This window comes from Staphylococcus pasteuri, from assembly GCF_003970495.1.
Taxonomy (GTDB): Bacteria; Bacillota; Bacilli; order Staphylococcales; family Staphylococcaceae; genus Staphylococcus; species Staphylococcus pasteuri.
Genome location: NZ_RXWW01000024.1, coordinates 64,449 through 80,436, shown reverse-complemented (window position 1 = coordinate 80,436; position 15,988 = coordinate 64,449). Strand labels below are relative to the sequence as shown.

Here is a 15,988-nt window from a genome sequence, read left to right as displayed (position 1 = left end):
GTACAAACAAATAAAAATAAATATTTTAAATACGCTTTACCTAAAAATATTTCTAATTATAAAGTACGAAAAGTGCTTAAAAATGTCGAAAGTAAATTAGATCATAACTCAAATAATTGATACATTAAAAAGATGTAAATCACAACAATGACAAAATCGATAACATATAATATTTCTTATATGAGAAAGGACTATTTCTTATTATGTTTTATTTCCTATTTAGTACTATCATCATAATCGTTATGTTGTTTTTACATTCTTTTTATCTAGTTCTGCGTATTCAAGAAAAGAAAATGACAATAAAAGGGTATTTAGTATACATATTAATTTATTTTGTAATTCTAATAATATTATTGCTTATTTTTAAAGGTTTAATTTGAGAATATTTTAAAGGGGTAATATACTTACCCTTATTATTTTTACCTTTTTGAGGAGAGATAGTATGCAAACACGACGTTATGATGGTGAAAAGTGGCAATATGAGTTTAAATATGAAGGTAAACGATATCGCAAAAAAGGTTTTAGGACAAAACGAGAGGCAAATTCTGCAGGAATGGATAAACTTAATGAGTTGCAAAATGGTTTTAATACAGATCACAATATTACATTAAAAGCATACTTTGAGAACTGGATTAAAACATATAAACAACCAGTTGTTAATGAAAACACTTATCGTCATTATCGTTTTACTTTAAAGCATATTCAGGATCATAAAATTGGTAACACGGAATTATCAAAAATTAACAAACAAGTCTATCAAAAGTTTATAAATGACTTTTCTAAAGAACACGCTAAAGAAACGATAAGAAAAACAAACGGTGCTATTCGTTCTGCTTTAGAAGACGCAGTTTATGATGGGTTAATACACAAAAATCCAACCTACAAAGTGAATTATAAAGCTGGCAATCCTACTAAGCCAGAAAAAGAAAAATATATATCTTTAAACGATTATGAAAAGTTAAAAGCATATTTAAAAACTATAAATAGTAGATCAGCATTAGCTTTATTTATCATGATTTGTACTGGTTGTCGAATCAGCGGTGTTAGATATATGAAGTTAGAATATATAAACCAGTTGAAAAATCAAATATACATTAACGAACATAAAACAGATACTTCTCCTAGATATGTAAGTGTAGCCAAATCAGATATGATAAATAATTTAATCATCAGTTATGATGGTTACATTTTTAAAGATACTGGTAGTATTATTACTGTGAATGCAATAAATAAAACATTAAAAAAAGCATGTGAAGTAAATGAAATACCTATCATTACATCACATGCTATTAGACATACACATTGTTCATATTTATTAGCCAAAGGTATTTCTATTTACTATATTTCAAAACGGTTAGGTCATAAAAATATAGCAATTACTACATCTGTTTACTCACATTTATTAGAAGAAAAATACAGTGAAGAAGAAACAAAAACGACTAATATTTTAGAAAAGATGTAGTTTAGGGACTCTGTAGGGACTTCAAATGCTTTAATAACCATTGTTGTAGTATTTATAAATCTCCTTCGAGGGGGCTAAAATAAGCAACTATTATATATTTACAAAAAAGAATCCCACGTTAATGGGGTTCTTTTTTACAATTCTATTTTCTCACCATTTCGAATTTTGTCAGCTAATTCATTTAATTTTCTTAAACGATGGTTCATACCTGATTTTGATATGGGGCCAGTTGATATCATTTCCCCTAATTCCTTTAAGGAAATTTCTTGGTGCTCAACTCTTAACTTGGCAACCTCTCTTAATCGATCTGGTAAATTATCTAAACCTATTTCTTGATCTATTAATTGAATGCTTTCAACCTGTTTCATTGCAGCGCTTACTGTTTTATTTAAATTTGCTGTTTCACAATTCACTAATCGGTTTACTGAATTTCTCATATCACGGACGATTCTTACATCTTCAAATTTCAACAGTGCTTGGTAGCCACCAATTAAACTAAGGAAGTCGGAAATTTTTTCTGCTTCTTTTAAATAAACAATGCTACCTTTTTTACGCTCAAGATGTTTCGCATTTAATTCGTAACTATTCATCAACTTCGTTAAACCTTCAGAATGATTTTCAAATTGAGAAAATATTTCTAAATGGTATGATGACGTTTCTGGGTTATTGACTGATCCACCCGCTAAAAATGCGCCACGTAAATAACTACGTCTCATTTCATCGTCTTGAATCATATCTGGATCTATTTCATGTGTAAATACACCGTTTTTTAATATACCTAGCTCATCAAGAATTTCTCTTGCTCGCATTTTTGTACGACAAATATAAATATTATTTTTCTTTAATTTCATTTTTTTACGTACTAATATTTCTACTTCTACATTAAAAATACGTTTGATTAGGGAATATATCCTTCTTGCGGTAGTTGCATTCTCAGTTTGAACATTAATCACAAACTGTTGATTGGATAGACTTAATGCCCCATTCATACGAATTAATGCACTGAGCTCTGCTTTTGCATTAGCTTCATCTACATCTATACGAGTTAATTCATTTTTCATATCTGATGCAAAGCTCATAGAACATTCATTCCTTTCTAACATTGCCCTTTTGATTTATGTGATAATAACTACATTTTTTAATTTTATTTCAAAATGGATTAAATGTCTCATCTCAATTTTTTATCTTTCAATAAAAAATCAAGTTTCATCTGTATCCAATAACTAAAATATTATTTACGATTATCATTTGGATCAAATTGAATTGTACTAATAAGATCTAATGCTTTTTCATAAATTAATGTTGATAACACTTTTGTATTATGTCTTACAAAATGTTCATCAGATATTTCGACTAGATTTGAAGCCGTAATGACTTCTATTCCATCTTGCTTTAATTCTTCAACATTTACATCAACAGGATCAGAATTTTTCTCTTTATATTTTCTTAAAACATTCTCATTGAATTGATCGGTACAGCAAATAACATAATCTACAAATGATTGACCTGTTTGGCGATGCAATGCATTAATATGTTCTTTCACTGTATAGCCGTCTGTTTCACCAGGTTGAGTCATAACATTAGCTACATATAATTTAGGTGCAGATGAATTAATTAAGGCTTTAGAAATCCCTTTGACACAAAGATTAGAAATAACACTCGTGTATAGTGATCCAGGACCTAATACAATCAAGTCAGCTTCTTCTAACGCTTCAACCGCTTCTTCCATAGGTTCTACATCATCTGGCTCTAAAAAGACTTTTTCTATTTTTTCTTGTTTCTTCGGAATTTTTGATTCGCCATATACGATTTCACCATTTTCCATAATAGCATTTAACTGAACGCTTGTATTGGTAGATGGAATTACTTTACCTTTAATATTTAAAACTTTACTTAGTTCTCTAATAGCATGTCCAAAGTCATTAGTAATATTTGTCATCCCCGCAATTAATAAATTTCCTAAAGAATGACCACTAATTTGATTTTCTTCAAATCTATATTGGAATAATTGAGTTAGTACAGACTCCGAGTCGCTCAGTGCAGCAATCACATTTCTTATATCCCCAGGTGCTGGAATATCCATTTCATTACGAATTTTACCCGTACTTCCACCATCATCAGCAACAGTAACTATGGCAGTAATATCTATAGGAAACTCTCTTAGACCCCTTGCCAATACAGATAAACCAGTCCCTCCGCCAATTAAAACTACTTTCATTCTTCTCATTGTTGTTCTCCACTTTCAATATGTGCATCTCTATGATGAACATATACTTTATAATCGAAAACGTCGTTAAGATATTCTCCTAAACGTTTAGTTAATGCTACTGAGCGATGTTGACCTCCAGTACAGCCAATTGCTATGACTAACTGTGACTTGCCTTCTTTTTTATAACCAGGAATCATAAATTTCAATAAGTCAGTTAATTTATCAAAGAAGATTTCGGTTTCTTTCCATTTCATAACGTACGTATAAACTTCTTCATCCATGCCTGTTAATGGACGTAGTTCTTCAACATAGTATGGGTTTGGTAAAAATCGAACATCAAATACTAAATCTGCATCCATTTGTATACCGTGTTTAAAACCAAAGCTAGTGACGTTTATTGTAAATGTTTCAAAGTTTTCATCTTCATAGTAATTAACTACTCTAGCTTTTAATTCTTTAGGTTTAAGTTGACTTGTGTCTATGACATAATTTGCAATACTTCTAATTCGTGAAAGATGTTGACGTTCTTCATTAATAGCATCAATAAGTGAACGTTGTCCCTTTTCATTTAAAGGATGTGCTCTTCTAGATTCTTTATATCTTGAAATTAATTTTTCAGTTGTTGCTTCTAAAAACATGACGTCTACAATAACGTCATTTCTACTTTTAATTAAATCAATTTCCTTAACCAATGATTTAAACAGTTCTTTACCTCTTAAGTCTATTGCAATAGCCACTTTTTGTAATGATGGATTACCTTGTTCCATCAATTCAACAAATTTAGGTAATAGTACGGGTGGTAAGTTATCTACACAAAAATAACCTATATCTTCTAGACTTTGAATCACTAAAGATTTTCCTGCACCAGATAATCCAGTGACAACAAGTAATTCACTTTTCCCAATTTCTTTTTCAGAATTTACCATTTTATCGGTTCACCGCCAGTTCAGTTGATATTCATATATTAATAGGTTCATCATACCACACTCATTTTCACAAAGGAATGTAATCAATACTTATAAAAAAGCTAGAACAACAAATGGATTATCATTGTTATAATCCTCCTATTGCTCTAGCTTTATTTCTTGTTATAAACGATATTTAAGCTTCTAATTTATCTTTAATACTTTCAATATAATCAGCCGCACTTTGTGCCGCAATACTACCATCACCTGTTGCTGTTACAATTTGACGTAAACCTTTATCTCTTACGTCGCCTGCAGCATAGATACCAGGTACATCTGTACTCATATCAGCTTGAGTTACAATATAACCATTTTCATTTGTAATACCTAAATCAGTGAATGGTGCAGTTAATGGTTTCATACCAATATAAATAAATACGCCATCTGCATCGTATGTTACTTCTGAACCATCTTTAGTTGACTCTAAAGTTACTGATCCTACTTTGCCATCTTTGTCATTTATTGTTTTTAATGTATGGCTCCAAATAAAATCAACTTTATCATTTTTAAATGCACGATCTTGTAAAATACTTTGTGCGCGTAATTCGTCTCTTCTGTGGACAATCGTCACTTTATCAGCAAATTTTGTTAAGAATGTACCTTCTTCAACTGCTGAGTCACCACCGCCGATAACAAATAAACGTTTATTTTTGAAGAATGCACCATCACATACTGCACAATAACTTACGCCACGTCCGCCTAATTCTTGTTCACCTGGTACGCCTATTTTTTTATATTCAGCACCAGTTGAAATAATAACTGCATGTGCAGTAATTTCTTTGTTTCCTAAATTAACTACTTTATAGTCGCCTTTATCTTCTATTGATTTAATATCACCATATTGATAAGTAGCGCCAAATTTTTTCGCATGTTCAAACATTTTTGTAGATAAATCTGGTCCAGTAATCATTTCAAATCCTGGAAAGTTTTCTACCTCTTCTGTATTTGCCATTTGGCCACCTGGCATACCACGTTCAATCATAACAGTGTTTAAATTTGCACGTGATGCATAAACTGCAGCCGTCATACCAGCAGGGCCTGCACCTATAATTGCTACATCAAAATCTACTTCAGTCATTTACTTGCCCTCCTACTTAATAATCATTAAACGCATTATATATCAAAATAAGTATTTCATAAATTTATATGCTCAGAATATAAGTTATCGTTTTATCAAGTTTATAATTACTAATATCAAACCATTCTTTTATTTGCTTTTTAGTCAATTTTTGGTTGGTATGTTGATAATACAAATATAAGAACGCACCTAAATATCTATCTAATTCTGTTAAATAAGCTTGATCTGCAATAATTGATTCAGCTTGATCTATCCATTGAACAAATAAAGATGTATCATTTCTAAATTCATCAAATTGATATAATTTGACCATGCCACGATGTATGAAATCTAATTTATTTAGTGTCAAACCTTGAACTAAGTATGTTAAATATAGTTTCTCATAATCATTCATCGTTTCTAATACGGCCCAAATTTCTTCTGTAATCAATATTTCTTTACCATTCAATTGATTCAACAAGAATATACCATATAATCTATAATGACTATCGTCGTCCATTAATAAAGGTAAAATACGTTGATCAAATACATGTTTACTTTCTTCAATTACCCATGGTGGAAAACCTACATCAACTTTAGAAATTTGTAATAACTTGTTCCAAAATTGAATACTTTCATCTTTATTTCCTAGGTAATAATAATTGTAGCTTAAGGCATTAAACATTTGAATAGAAGCAAATTTCCCTTTTTTATATAAAGGAAGCAATAATTTTTGAGAAGCATGATATTGTTTCAAATAACTTAAGACAATACCTAATTTAAAACTTTCATCGTCATTCATTGGCATGACTTTGTTTAAAATATTTAAGTAACGCTTATATTTATCCATATCATTTGTATTGTAAAGTAGTAACGTATAATGACACAGTGCATGAACATCTGAATTATCTTCATTTAGTAACTCTTCAAACATGTCCTTTGCTATATCATATTCGCCTAAATATAAATAACACATCGCTAATAAATTTTTTATCACTCGATGATTTTGAATATCTTCATCTTGATTTAAAATATAAGTTCTCGCTTCTTCTAAACGTCCCTGTGAAAATAAAAATTGAAATAATAGTTGTACTGCAAATAGTTGTGCTTCGATTTCTATTTGATGTTCGTTTGAATACGACACATCGAATGTTTGTTCAAGCTCATCTCGGAAATCTTGATCATCTGTAATTAATACATAATTAATACCAAACAAGAATGCCTTGTTTGGTTCATTTAATTCAATGTTTAACTGACTCAACTCATAAAAACTATCTGCCTTACGTCTATCATTTATAATATTTTCATAAAATACCTTTTCAGCTTGGCTTCCAAAACCTAGTTTTACTAAACATTGAGCATAGTTTAATTGAATATCAAAATCCTCAGGTGACAATTCTAGCACTTTACCGTAATAATCGACTGCTTTTTTATAATCTTGTTGCTTCCACTTCTGATTAGCCATTTTACGATAAAACGGTTCATCAAAAGCCATTGAAATAATTTTATTGTTTTTATCTGCCAAAGATTGTCACCTCCATCTTTAATTTATTTTTATAGGATTACCAATCGCATATGCGCAATCTGGCACATCTTTTGAGACAACTGTTCCTGCACCAATGGTGACATGACTTCCAATAGTTACTCCAGGAAGTATTGTCACATTAGCACCTATTAATGTATTATGACCTATTTGAACTTTACCATATTTAAATTCATCCACTAAAATTTCGTGCGTTAATATTGTAGTATTATAACCAATCACACTATTGTTGCCAACAGTTATTAATTCGGGATAAAACAAATCTGGTACTACTTTATATGCGAATACAGTTTGTTTGCCAATATTCATTTTTAAATACTTACGATAGATAACATTTTTTAATTTTAAATTTGGCATTACTCGACAAATTTCAATTATTAATGTTTGTTTAAACACTTTTGGAAAACGTATTAGTCGATATATTTGCCATAATGGATTAATCGATGATTTTTGATATCTATCATGTGTTTGGAGTTTTCTCATTGAAAATCTACACCTTTTGCTTTGGCCAACTTAATGGACCAGCATTTTTATAAACAGGTGGTTGAAATTTATATCGTCTATAAATAATTAAAATAATACTAATAATGATAAGTATAACCGATACTAATTGTGCCACTCTTATATGACTTGTCAACATCAAGCTGTCTGTTCTAAGTCCTTCAACAAAGAAACGACCTATTGAATACCAAATTAGATATAAGAAGAATGTTTCTCCTAGTTTCAAATGCTTTCTAATCGAAATTAATAAGATAAATCCTAACACATCCCATACTGATTCGTATAAAAATGTTGGATGATAATAATGACCATCAATATACATATTATTAATAATAAATCGAGGTATATGAAGTTGTTCCAAGAATGTTTTAGATACTATACCGCCGTGTGCTTCATGGTTCATGAAATTGCCCCATCGTCCGATACCTTGAGCTAAAATAATACTCGGTGCGACAATGTCTCCAATTTGGAATGGGTTTAAATTTTTTAATTTACATACGATAACTCCTGTAATAAAGCCACCTATTAATCCTCCATGGATAGCTATACCGCCATGCCATATTTTAGGTATTTCTCCTGGATTTTGCATGTAATATGGCCATTGGAATATTACAAAATATATACGAGCTACAATAAAACCAAATATGGCACAATAAAAGATAACATCTACTAATGTGTCTTTATGTAGACCAACTCTCTTCAAAGCTTCTTGTGCTACAAAATACCCTATTAAGATACCACAAGCAATTATAATTCCATACCATCGTATTTGTAATGGACCTAGGTGAAATGCGACAGGATCAATATAACTCAAAGTTAAATCCATAAACTAATTACTCCTCACTTTTATGACTGTTACGAACAATTTCATCATTAAGTCGTTCGCTAAATTCTTCTGCTGTATTTATTCCCATAATATTTAAACGATAGTTCATAGCAGCAACTTCAATAATAACTGCAACGTTTCGTCCAGGTCTTACAGGAATTGTTTTTTTCGTGATTTCAGTATCTAAAATACGTAAAGTCTCTTCGTTTAAGCCGACTCTATCGTATAACTTTTCTTTATCCCAGTTTTCTAAATTAATATTTAAACGGATTTGTTTTTCAGTTAAAATTGAGCCCGCCCCAAATAATGTCATCACATTAATGATTCCTAAACCACGTATTTCTAATAAATGTTCTATTAATTTTGGTGGTTTACCTATTAATTCATCTTTAGTAATTTCTCTTATCTCAACATTGTCATCAGCAACTAATCTATGTCCTCTTTTAACTAATTCTAATGCTGTTTCACTTTTACCGATACCAGAGTCACCAGTTATGAGAACACCTACACCATAAACATCAACTAGTACGCCATGTAATGATGTTGTTTTTGCTAGTTCATGTTCTAAAAATGTAGTTAATCTACTCATTAAACTTGTCGTTGCATCTTTAGCAACAATAAGTGGTGTATTTAATTCTTTTGCTGCTTCAACTAATTCTTCAGGAGGCTCTAATCCTCTTGTTACTATAATTGCAGGCGTATCTGGTCTACATAATTTTCTCATTCTTCCTTGACGTTCATCATCTGGAAGTAAATTATAAAATGATAACTCAGTCGTACCTAATAATTGTATTCTGTCTGAAGCGTAATGTGAGAAGTAACCAGCCATTTCTAAACCAGGTCTAGAGATATCTGTGTTTTTAATAGGTTTATTTAATCCTTCTTCCCCAGCTATTAATTCTAATTTTAATAATTCAACTAATCTTTCAGTTGTTAACATGTGTTCACCTCTATTTGAAATGTTACTACAATTTCGCTTTCTTTAATCATATCAAAAATCAAACTACTTTCTATATCAAAAAGTTACGCTTATTTAATATTTAGAAAATACGCTCTATAAATTATGCCTTATTGAATACTTTATTATGTATATTGTTTTTGAAAAATGTGTATTCTTTTTAATTTGGATGATAAATATCTACATTTAAAAAAGATGATTCCAGTATACTCTGAAATCACCTTAATATAAATTATAACATCATTCTTTTATGATTAATCTTTATTTCTATCTCTTTCTAATACAGTTTTTAAATATTGTCCTGTATAAGAGTTTTCTACATTCGCAATGTCTTCAGGCGTACCAGTAGCAACGATCGTTCCGCCACCATCGCCACCTTCTGGTCCTAAATCAATAATATGATCTGCAGTTTTAATGACATCTAAGTTATGTTCAATAATCACAACAGTATCACCATTTTCAACAAGACGATTTAATACCTTTAATAATCTGCTAATATCATCAACATGTAAACCAGTTGTTGGTTCGTCTAAAATGTAAATGGAACGTCCAGTAGAGCGTTTATGCAATTCTGATGCGAGTTTAACACGTTGTGCTTCACCACCAGATAAAGTTGTTGCTTGCTGTCCTAATGTGACATATCCTAAACCAACATCTACTAATGTTTGTAGTTTACGTTTAATCTTAGGGATATTTTCAAAGAAATGAGTTGCATCTTCAGCAGTCATTTCTAAAACATCAGCAATATTTTTACCTTTATATGTGACTTCAAGTGTTTCTCTATTATATCGTTTACCGTCACATACCTCACAAGGAACATAAACATCTGGTAAGAAATGCATTTCTATTTTAATAATACCGTCACCTTTACAAGCTTCACAACGTCCGCCTTTAACGTTAAAACTAAAACGACCTTTTTGATAGCCACGTATTTTAGCTTCATTGGTTTGAGCAAAAACATCTCTTATATCATCAAACACGCCTGTATAAGTTGCTGGATTTGAACGTGGTGTTCTACCAATCGGTGATTGATCAATATCGATAATTTTATCTAATTGATCTATGCCTTTAATAGAATCATATTCTCCAGGTTTCACTTTAGATTTATTAATTTTTTGTGCTAGAGATTTATATAACACTTCATTAACTAATGAACTTTTACCTGAGCCTGATACACCTGTCACTACAGTCATTACTGATAGAGGGAAATCAACATCTACATTTTTTAAGTTATTGCTTTTAGCACCTTTAATACTAATTTTCTTTTTCGTAACTTCCCGACGATATTCAGGTACATCAATTTTCTTCTTACCACTTAAATATTGTCCAGTTAATGAGTTTTTATCTTTCATCACTTGTTTTGGTGTACCTTGTGCAACAATTTCACCACCGTGACTACCAGCACCTGGACCTACATCCACTAAATAATCTGCAGAACGCATCGTATCATCATCATGTTCTACAACAATCAATGTATTTCCTAAATCCCGCATCTCTTTAAGTGTGTTAATTAGACGATCATTATCACGCTGATGTAAACCTATTGAAGGTTCGTCTAAAACATAAAGTACACCTGTTAAACGAGACCCAATTTGTGTTGCTAATCGAATTCGTTGTGCTTCACCACCAGATAATGTTCCAGAAGCACGGTTTAATGTAAGGTATTCAAGCCCAACATTATTTAAGAAAGCTAGACGTGAAATAATTTCCTTAAGAATTTGATTTGCTATTGCTTGGTCTTGTTCTGATAGTTCAATGTTTTGATAATATTTCAATGCTTCTTTAATCGAATCTTGAACAACTTCGCCTATATTATATCCACCAACATAAACAGACAATGCCTCTTTACTTAAACGCTTGCCATGACAAGTCTCACAAGGTAACTCGGTCATGTATCTACTCATCATTTCACGAGTATATTCTGATGGTGATTCATGATATCGACGATCAATATTATTAAGAACACCTTCAAAGACCATTTTTCTTTTACGTTTGCCGCCACCAAATCGTTGGTTAAATGTAAATTCAATTTCTTTATCGCCTGAGCCATGCATTAATATATTTTTCTGTCTATCGGTAAGTTTTTTATAAGGTTTATCCATATTAATTTTATAAACTTCACAGACACGTTTTAGTAAAGTTGGATAAAAATCTGAACTTGTTGGCTCCCATGGCTCAATGGCACCTTCGTTTAGTGTTTTGTTTGGGTCAGGTATAACTAAATCCATATCGACTGTTAATCTTTGACCTAACCCATCACAAGTAGGACAAGCACCAAATGGGCTGTTAAAACTAAACATTCGGGGTTCTAATTCGCCAATTGAGAATCCACAAATAGGACATGCATGATTTTCAGAGAACTTTAGGTCTTCTCCATCAATCACATCAACTGTTAAACTTCCTTCAGATAATTCAAGTGCTGTTTCTATAGAATCTGCTAGTCTTGTTTCAATTCCTTCTTTAATTACTAGTCTATCAACAACAACTTCTATAGTATGGTTTTTGTTTTTATCTAAATCTGGCACTTCATTAACATCAACAATTTCTCCGTCTACTCGTAAACGTACATAACCTTTTTTACCAATATCTTCGATTAGCTTTTCATGACTTCCTTTACGATGTGAAACCACAGGAGCTAACAATTGAATTTTTGTTCGCGTTTCTAATTCTAATATTCTATCTACCATTTGTTGAACAGTCTGTGACTCTATTTCAATATTATGGTTTGGACAATAAGGTTTACCCACTCGAGCATATAATAATCTGATATAATCGTAAATTTCAGTTACGGTTGCAACTGTAGATCGTGGGTTCTTACTTGTTGTCTTTTGATCAATAGAAATAGCCGGTGATAATCCTTCAATAGTATCTACATCTGGTTTATCCATTTGACCTAAAAATTGTCGTGCGTATGCACTTAATGATTCTACATATCTTCTTTGACCTTCTGCATAAATAGTGTCAAAGGCTAATGAAGACTTACCTGAACCTGAAATACCTGTCATTACAATTAATTTGTCTTTAGGTAATTCAATATCGACACCTTTTAAATTATGCGCTCTTGCACCTTTCACTACTATGGATGGTTCTCTCATTTAATTGTCACCCTTCTGATTTTAATTCAAATAACATATCTCTTAGTTCTGTTGCTTTTTCAAAGTCTAAATCTTTAGCTGCTTTTTTCATTTCTTTTTCTATATTTTCTATCGTTTTTTGTCGTTCTTTTTTAGTCATTTTCTTAGGTAGTTCAGTTTGTTTATTTTCATTTGTTTCGTCATTTTCAACAGTGGCACTAATAACATCATGAATTTTCTTATTAATTGTTTTAGGCGTAATACCATATTTTTCGTTATGCGCTGTTTGTATTTCACGACGTCTTTGTGTTTCATCAATGGCGTATCTCATAGAATCTGTAATTTTATCAGCATACATGATTACTTCGCCTCGATCATTACGTGCTGCTCGTCCAATTGTTTGAATTAATGAGCGATTAGAACGTAAAAATCCTTCTTTATCCGCATCTAAAATGACTACTAAAGAAACTTCAGGAATATCTATACCCTCTCTTAGTAAATTAATACCAACGATGGCATCATATGTACCCATTCTTAAATCTCGAATAATTTCTATTCTTTCAAGCGTTTTAATTTCTGAATGAAGATAATTTACTTTAATACCCGCTTCTTTCATATAGGTAGTTAAGTCCTCACTCATTTTTTTCGTCAACGTTGTAACAAGTACTCTTTCATTCTTATCAATTCTATCTTGAATTTCACTTAACAAATCATCAATTTGGTTTTCTGTTGGACGTACATCAATTTTCGGATCTAGTAATCCTGTAGGTCTAATAATTTGTTCGACCATTTCATCAGTATGTTCTAGTTCGTATGGTCCTGGCGTTGCTGATACATATACTAATTGATTTGTTTTTTCCTCAAATTCTTCAAATTTTAGTGGTCTGTTATCTAAAGCACTTGGCAATCTGAAACCATGATCAACTAAAACTTGTTTACGCGCTCTGTCACCATTATACATCCCTCTAACCTGAGGCAATGTTACGTGAGATTCATCAATCATAATTAACCAATCATCACCAAAGTAATCTAATAATGTATAAGGTGTAGAACCTAGTGGTCGTAATGTTAAATGAACTGAATAGTTTTCAATACCTGAACAGAAGCCCATTTCTCGCATCATTTCTAAATCATAATTTGTACGTTGTTCTAATCTTTGGGCTTCAAGTAATTTATTTTCATCTCTTAATTCTTTTAATCGTTCTTCCAATTCTTTTTCAATACGTTCGATTGCTACTTTCATTTTTTCTTCACGAGTAACGAAGTGAGATGCTGGGAATATAGCAAAATGCTCACGTTCTCTAATAACTTCGCCAGTTAAATAGTTAACCTCTCTAATTCGATCTACTTCATCTCCGAAAAATTCCACTCGAATACACATTTCTTCTCTAGATGCTGGGAAAATTTCTACCACATCACCGCGGACTCTAAATGTACCCCTTTGGAAATCTATATCATTTCTAGTATATTGTACATCTACTAATTTTCTTAGTAATTCGCTGCGTTCCATTTCCATACCAACGCGGACGCTAACAACTAAATCTTTATATTCTTCTGGGTTACCTAAACCATAAATACAACTTACACTAGCAATGATGATAACATCGTCTCTCTCAAACAATGCACTTGTCGCAGAGTGTCTTAATTGATCAATTTCATCATTAATAGAAGCATCTTTTTCTATAAAGGTATCCGTAGATGGTACATATGCTTCAGGTTGATAGTAATCATAATAACTAACGAAATATTCCACTCTATTTTCAGGGAAAAATTCTTTGAATTCACTATATAATTGGCCAGCTAATGTTTTGTTATGTGCGATTATCAATGTAGGTTTACCCACTTGTTGAATCACATTACTCATTGTAAATGTTTTACCCGTACCAGTTGCACCAAGTAATGTTTGATGTCTTTTACCTTCTTCAACACCCTTTACAATTTTCTTTATAGCTTCAGGTTGGTCACCTTGTGGATCAAACTCTGAATTTAATTTGAATGGATAATGTTCGACCATTACGACATACGCCTCCTATGTTGTTTACATCTAAAATCTATTACTTATTGTTAATTGAGTATCTTTGAAAGAGTGTTACTCCTACTATACGAATTTATTAATCTATTTCCCTTATTATTTATTAGTCATGCATCAGTCTGTTCTTATAAGTATACATGGGATTATTTATTCATAATTTATTATCTATTTTAACAAATTTTTACCACGAAATACAAACATTTGTTCGCTAATTTTTTTATATTATATGATAAACAAAAAACAAACATAGTTAACGAACTATGCTTGCTTTCTAAACTAATATTTATTTATCATGATGGTTAATTCAGTGTATTGTTTCTGTTATTCTTCTCTTTTGTGAAATTCTAATTGATCTATGATTAAATATCCGGCTAGCAATGATACAACATCTATAAAGATAATCCATTCATTGTGGAAAAAGCCTTTATAAATTGACGTAGCTATTAATATTAAAGTTACGGAAGTACCAATCCATTTATTTTTAGTAACTACACTAAAGAGAACGATTAATATACAAGGAAAAAATGCAGCACATGCATACCAAATCATTTATTTCACCTGTTTCTTTTATTAAGTATTGTCATTGTCGTTTCACGTAATTCTGTTCTTGGGATAAAGTTTTCAGTTAACATTTCAGGAATTACATTATCAATAAAATCTTGAACAGAAGCTAAATGATCGAATTGCATAATCGTTTCTAAACTCATTTCATATATTTCGAAAAATAATGGTTCGGGATTACGTTTTTGTATTTCTCCAAACGTTTCATAAAGTAAATCAATTTTATCTGCTACAGCTAGTATTTGACCTTCTATAGAGTCATCTTTACCTTCTTGTAGTCTCAATCTATAAATATCACGATATTGAGAAGGAATTTCCTCTTCGATAAAATTCTCTACCATTTCTTCTTCAACTTGAGAAAAAAGCATTTTCAACTCTCTACTAGCATATTTTACAGGGGTCTTGATATCTCCAGTAAACACTTCTGCAAAATCATGGTTCAAAGCTTTTTCATACAAACTTTTCCAGTCAATGACATTACCATTATATTCTTCTACAGTACCTAAATATTGTGCTATTTTAGTTACTTTAAATGAATGCGCAGCTACGTTATGTTCAAAATATTTAAATTTGCCAGGCAACCTAATAAGCTTTTCCAAATCAGATAATCTTTTATAATATTGATGAATGCCCATTGTGTGATGCCTCCTTTATATTTAATCATAGATGAAGACTTATTTTTTATTATACCAATCATCGTTATGATTAAAAGCAATATCCTAATATCGTTTTCAAAACCTTCACTTAGTACACAAAATATCGATAAAAAATGAGCAGCAATACAATAATTTTAAGTCATT

General features: G+C 31.2%; 13 protein-coding genes. 1 reads left to right on the top strand and 12 read right to left on the bottom strand.

The window, feature by feature from the left end; genetic code table 11:
* Nucleotides 1-442 precede the first annotated feature (442 nt).
* Nucleotides 443-1,462, top strand: coding sequence for a tyrosine-type recombinase/integrase (locus CD121_RS03750; RefSeq protein ID WP_126567469.1), 1,020 nt, complete (start codon nucleotides 443-445; stop codon nucleotides 1,460-1,462).
* A gap of 134 nt (nucleotides 1,463-1,596) precedes the next feature.
* Here the strand turns inward: CD121_RS03750 and whiA are convergent, their stop codons facing one another.
* From whiA to CD121_RS03690, 12 genes are all read right to left on the bottom strand, one after another.
* Complete coding sequence (gene whiA, locus CD121_RS03745) at nucleotides 1,597-2,541, bottom strand: DNA-binding protein WhiA (RefSeq protein ID WP_017636948.1); 945 nt, start codon at nucleotides 2,539-2,541, stop codon at nucleotides 1,597-1,599.
* 152 nt (nucleotides 2,542-2,693) lie between these two features.
* Nucleotides 2,694-3,689 (bottom strand): gluconeogenesis morphogenetic factor MgfK, encoded by a 996-nt coding sequence (gene mgfK, locus CD121_RS03740; RefSeq protein ID WP_046466468.1) that lies wholly within the window; start codon nucleotides 3,687-3,689, stop codon nucleotides 2,694-2,696.
* On the bottom strand, nucleotides 3,686-4,597 hold the full coding sequence (gene rapZ, locus CD121_RS03735) for an RNase adapter RapZ (RefSeq protein ID WP_017636950.1): 912 nt from the start codon (nucleotides 4,595-4,597) through the stop codon (nucleotides 3,686-3,688). The genes mgfK and rapZ overlap by 4 nt, the downstream gene beginning before the upstream one ends.
* Before the next feature lie 175 nt (nucleotides 4,598-4,772).
* Complete coding sequence (gene trxB / locus CD121_RS03730; RefSeq protein ID WP_029056494.1) at nucleotides 4,773-5,714, bottom strand: thioredoxin-disulfide reductase; 942 nt, start codon at nucleotides 5,712-5,714, stop codon at nucleotides 4,773-4,775.
* Nucleotides 5,715-5,778: 64 nt separating this feature from the next.
* On the bottom strand, nucleotides 5,779-7,218 hold the full coding sequence (locus CD121_RS03725) for a tetratricopeptide repeat protein (RefSeq protein ID WP_126567468.1): 1,440 nt from the start codon (nucleotides 7,216-7,218) through the stop codon (nucleotides 5,779-5,781).
* Between the two features lie 18 nt (nucleotides 7,219-7,236).
* Nucleotides 7,237-7,719 (bottom strand): acyltransferase, encoded by a 483-nt coding sequence (locus CD121_RS03720; RefSeq protein ID WP_017638170.1) that lies wholly within the window; start codon nucleotides 7,717-7,719, stop codon nucleotides 7,237-7,239.
* Between the two features lie 7 nt (nucleotides 7,720-7,726).
* The gene (gene lgt, locus CD121_RS03715; RefSeq protein ID WP_017638171.1) at nucleotides 7,727-8,563 is read right to left on the bottom strand and encodes a prolipoprotein diacylglyceryl transferase; all 837 of its coding nucleotides are present in this window, start codon (nucleotides 8,561-8,563) and stop codon (nucleotides 7,727-7,729) included.
* A gap of 7 nt (nucleotides 8,564-8,570) precedes the next feature.
* Nucleotides 8,571-9,503: an HPr(Ser) kinase/phosphatase gene (gene hprK, locus CD121_RS03710; RefSeq protein ID WP_070452466.1), complete on the bottom strand. Its 933-nt coding sequence runs from the start codon at nucleotides 9,501-9,503 to the stop codon at nucleotides 8,571-8,573.
* A gap of 272 nt (nucleotides 9,504-9,775) precedes the next feature.
* The gene (gene uvrA / locus CD121_RS03705; protein ID WP_046466466.1) at nucleotides 9,776-12,616 is read right to left on the bottom strand and encodes an excinuclease ABC subunit UvrA; all 2,841 of its coding nucleotides are present in this window, start codon (nucleotides 12,614-12,616) and stop codon (nucleotides 9,776-9,778) included.
* Nucleotides 12,617-12,623: 7 nt separating this feature from the next.
* Nucleotides 12,624-14,609 (bottom strand): excinuclease ABC subunit UvrB, encoded by a 1,986-nt coding sequence (gene uvrB / locus CD121_RS03700; protein WP_029056489.1) that lies wholly within the window; start codon nucleotides 14,607-14,609, stop codon nucleotides 12,624-12,626.
* 339 nt (nucleotides 14,610-14,948) lie between these two features.
* Entirely contained in the window at nucleotides 14,949-15,176 is a 228-nt protein-coding gene (locus CD121_RS03695) for a CsbA family protein (protein ID WP_017638175.1), read from the bottom strand.
* Between the two features lie 5 nt (nucleotides 15,177-15,181).
* Nucleotides 15,182-15,823, bottom strand: a complete 642-nt coding sequence (locus tag CD121_RS03690; RefSeq protein WP_017638176.1) for a YfbR-like 5'-deoxynucleotidase — start codon at nucleotides 15,821-15,823, stop codon at nucleotides 15,182-15,184.
* Nucleotides 15,824-15,988 lie beyond the last annotated feature (165 nt).

Excerpts from the sequence above, each read along its gene's own strand:
- CD121_RS03750 (WP_126567469.1), top strand. The coding sequence starts at position 443 with ATGCAAACACGACGTTATGATGGTGAAAAGTGGCAATATGAGTTTAAA.
- whiA (WP_017636948.1), bottom strand. The coding sequence starts at position 2,541 with ATGAGCTTTGCATCAGATATGAAAAATGAATTAACTCGTATAGATGTA.
- mgfK (WP_046466468.1), bottom strand. The coding sequence starts at position 3,689 with ATGAGAAGAATGAAAGTAGTTTTAATTGGCGGAGGGACTGGTTTATCT.
- rapZ (WP_017636950.1), bottom strand. The coding sequence starts at position 4,597 with ATGGTAAATTCTGAAAAAGAAATTGGGAAAAGTGAATTACTTGTTGTC.
- trxB (WP_029056494.1), bottom strand. The coding sequence starts at position 5,714 with ATGACTGAAGTAGATTTTGATGTAGCAATTATAGGTGCAGGCCCTGCT.
- CD121_RS03720 (WP_017638170.1), bottom strand. The coding sequence starts at position 7,719 with ATGAGAAAACTCCAAACACATGATAGATATCAAAAATCATCGATTAAT.
- lgt (WP_017638171.1), bottom strand. The coding sequence starts at position 8,563 with ATGGATTTAACTTTGAGTTATATTGATCCTGTCGCATTTCACCTAGGT.
- hprK (WP_070452466.1), bottom strand. The coding sequence starts at position 9,503 with ATGTTAACAACTGAAAGATTAGTTGAATTATTAAAATTAGAATTAATA.
- uvrA (WP_046466466.1), bottom strand. The coding sequence starts at position 12,616 with ATGAGAGAACCATCCATAGTAGTGAAAGGTGCAAGAGCGCATAATTTA.
- uvrB (WP_029056489.1), bottom strand. The coding sequence starts at position 14,609 with ATGGTCGAACATTATCCATTCAAATTAAATTCAGAGTTTGATCCACAA.
- CD121_RS03695 (WP_017638175.1), bottom strand. The coding sequence starts at position 15,176 with ATGATTTGGTATGCATGTGCTGCATTTTTTCCTTGTATATTAATCGTT.
- CD121_RS03690 (WP_017638176.1), bottom strand. The coding sequence starts at position 15,823 with ATGGGCATTCATCAATATTATAAAAGATTATCTGATTTGGAAAAGCTT.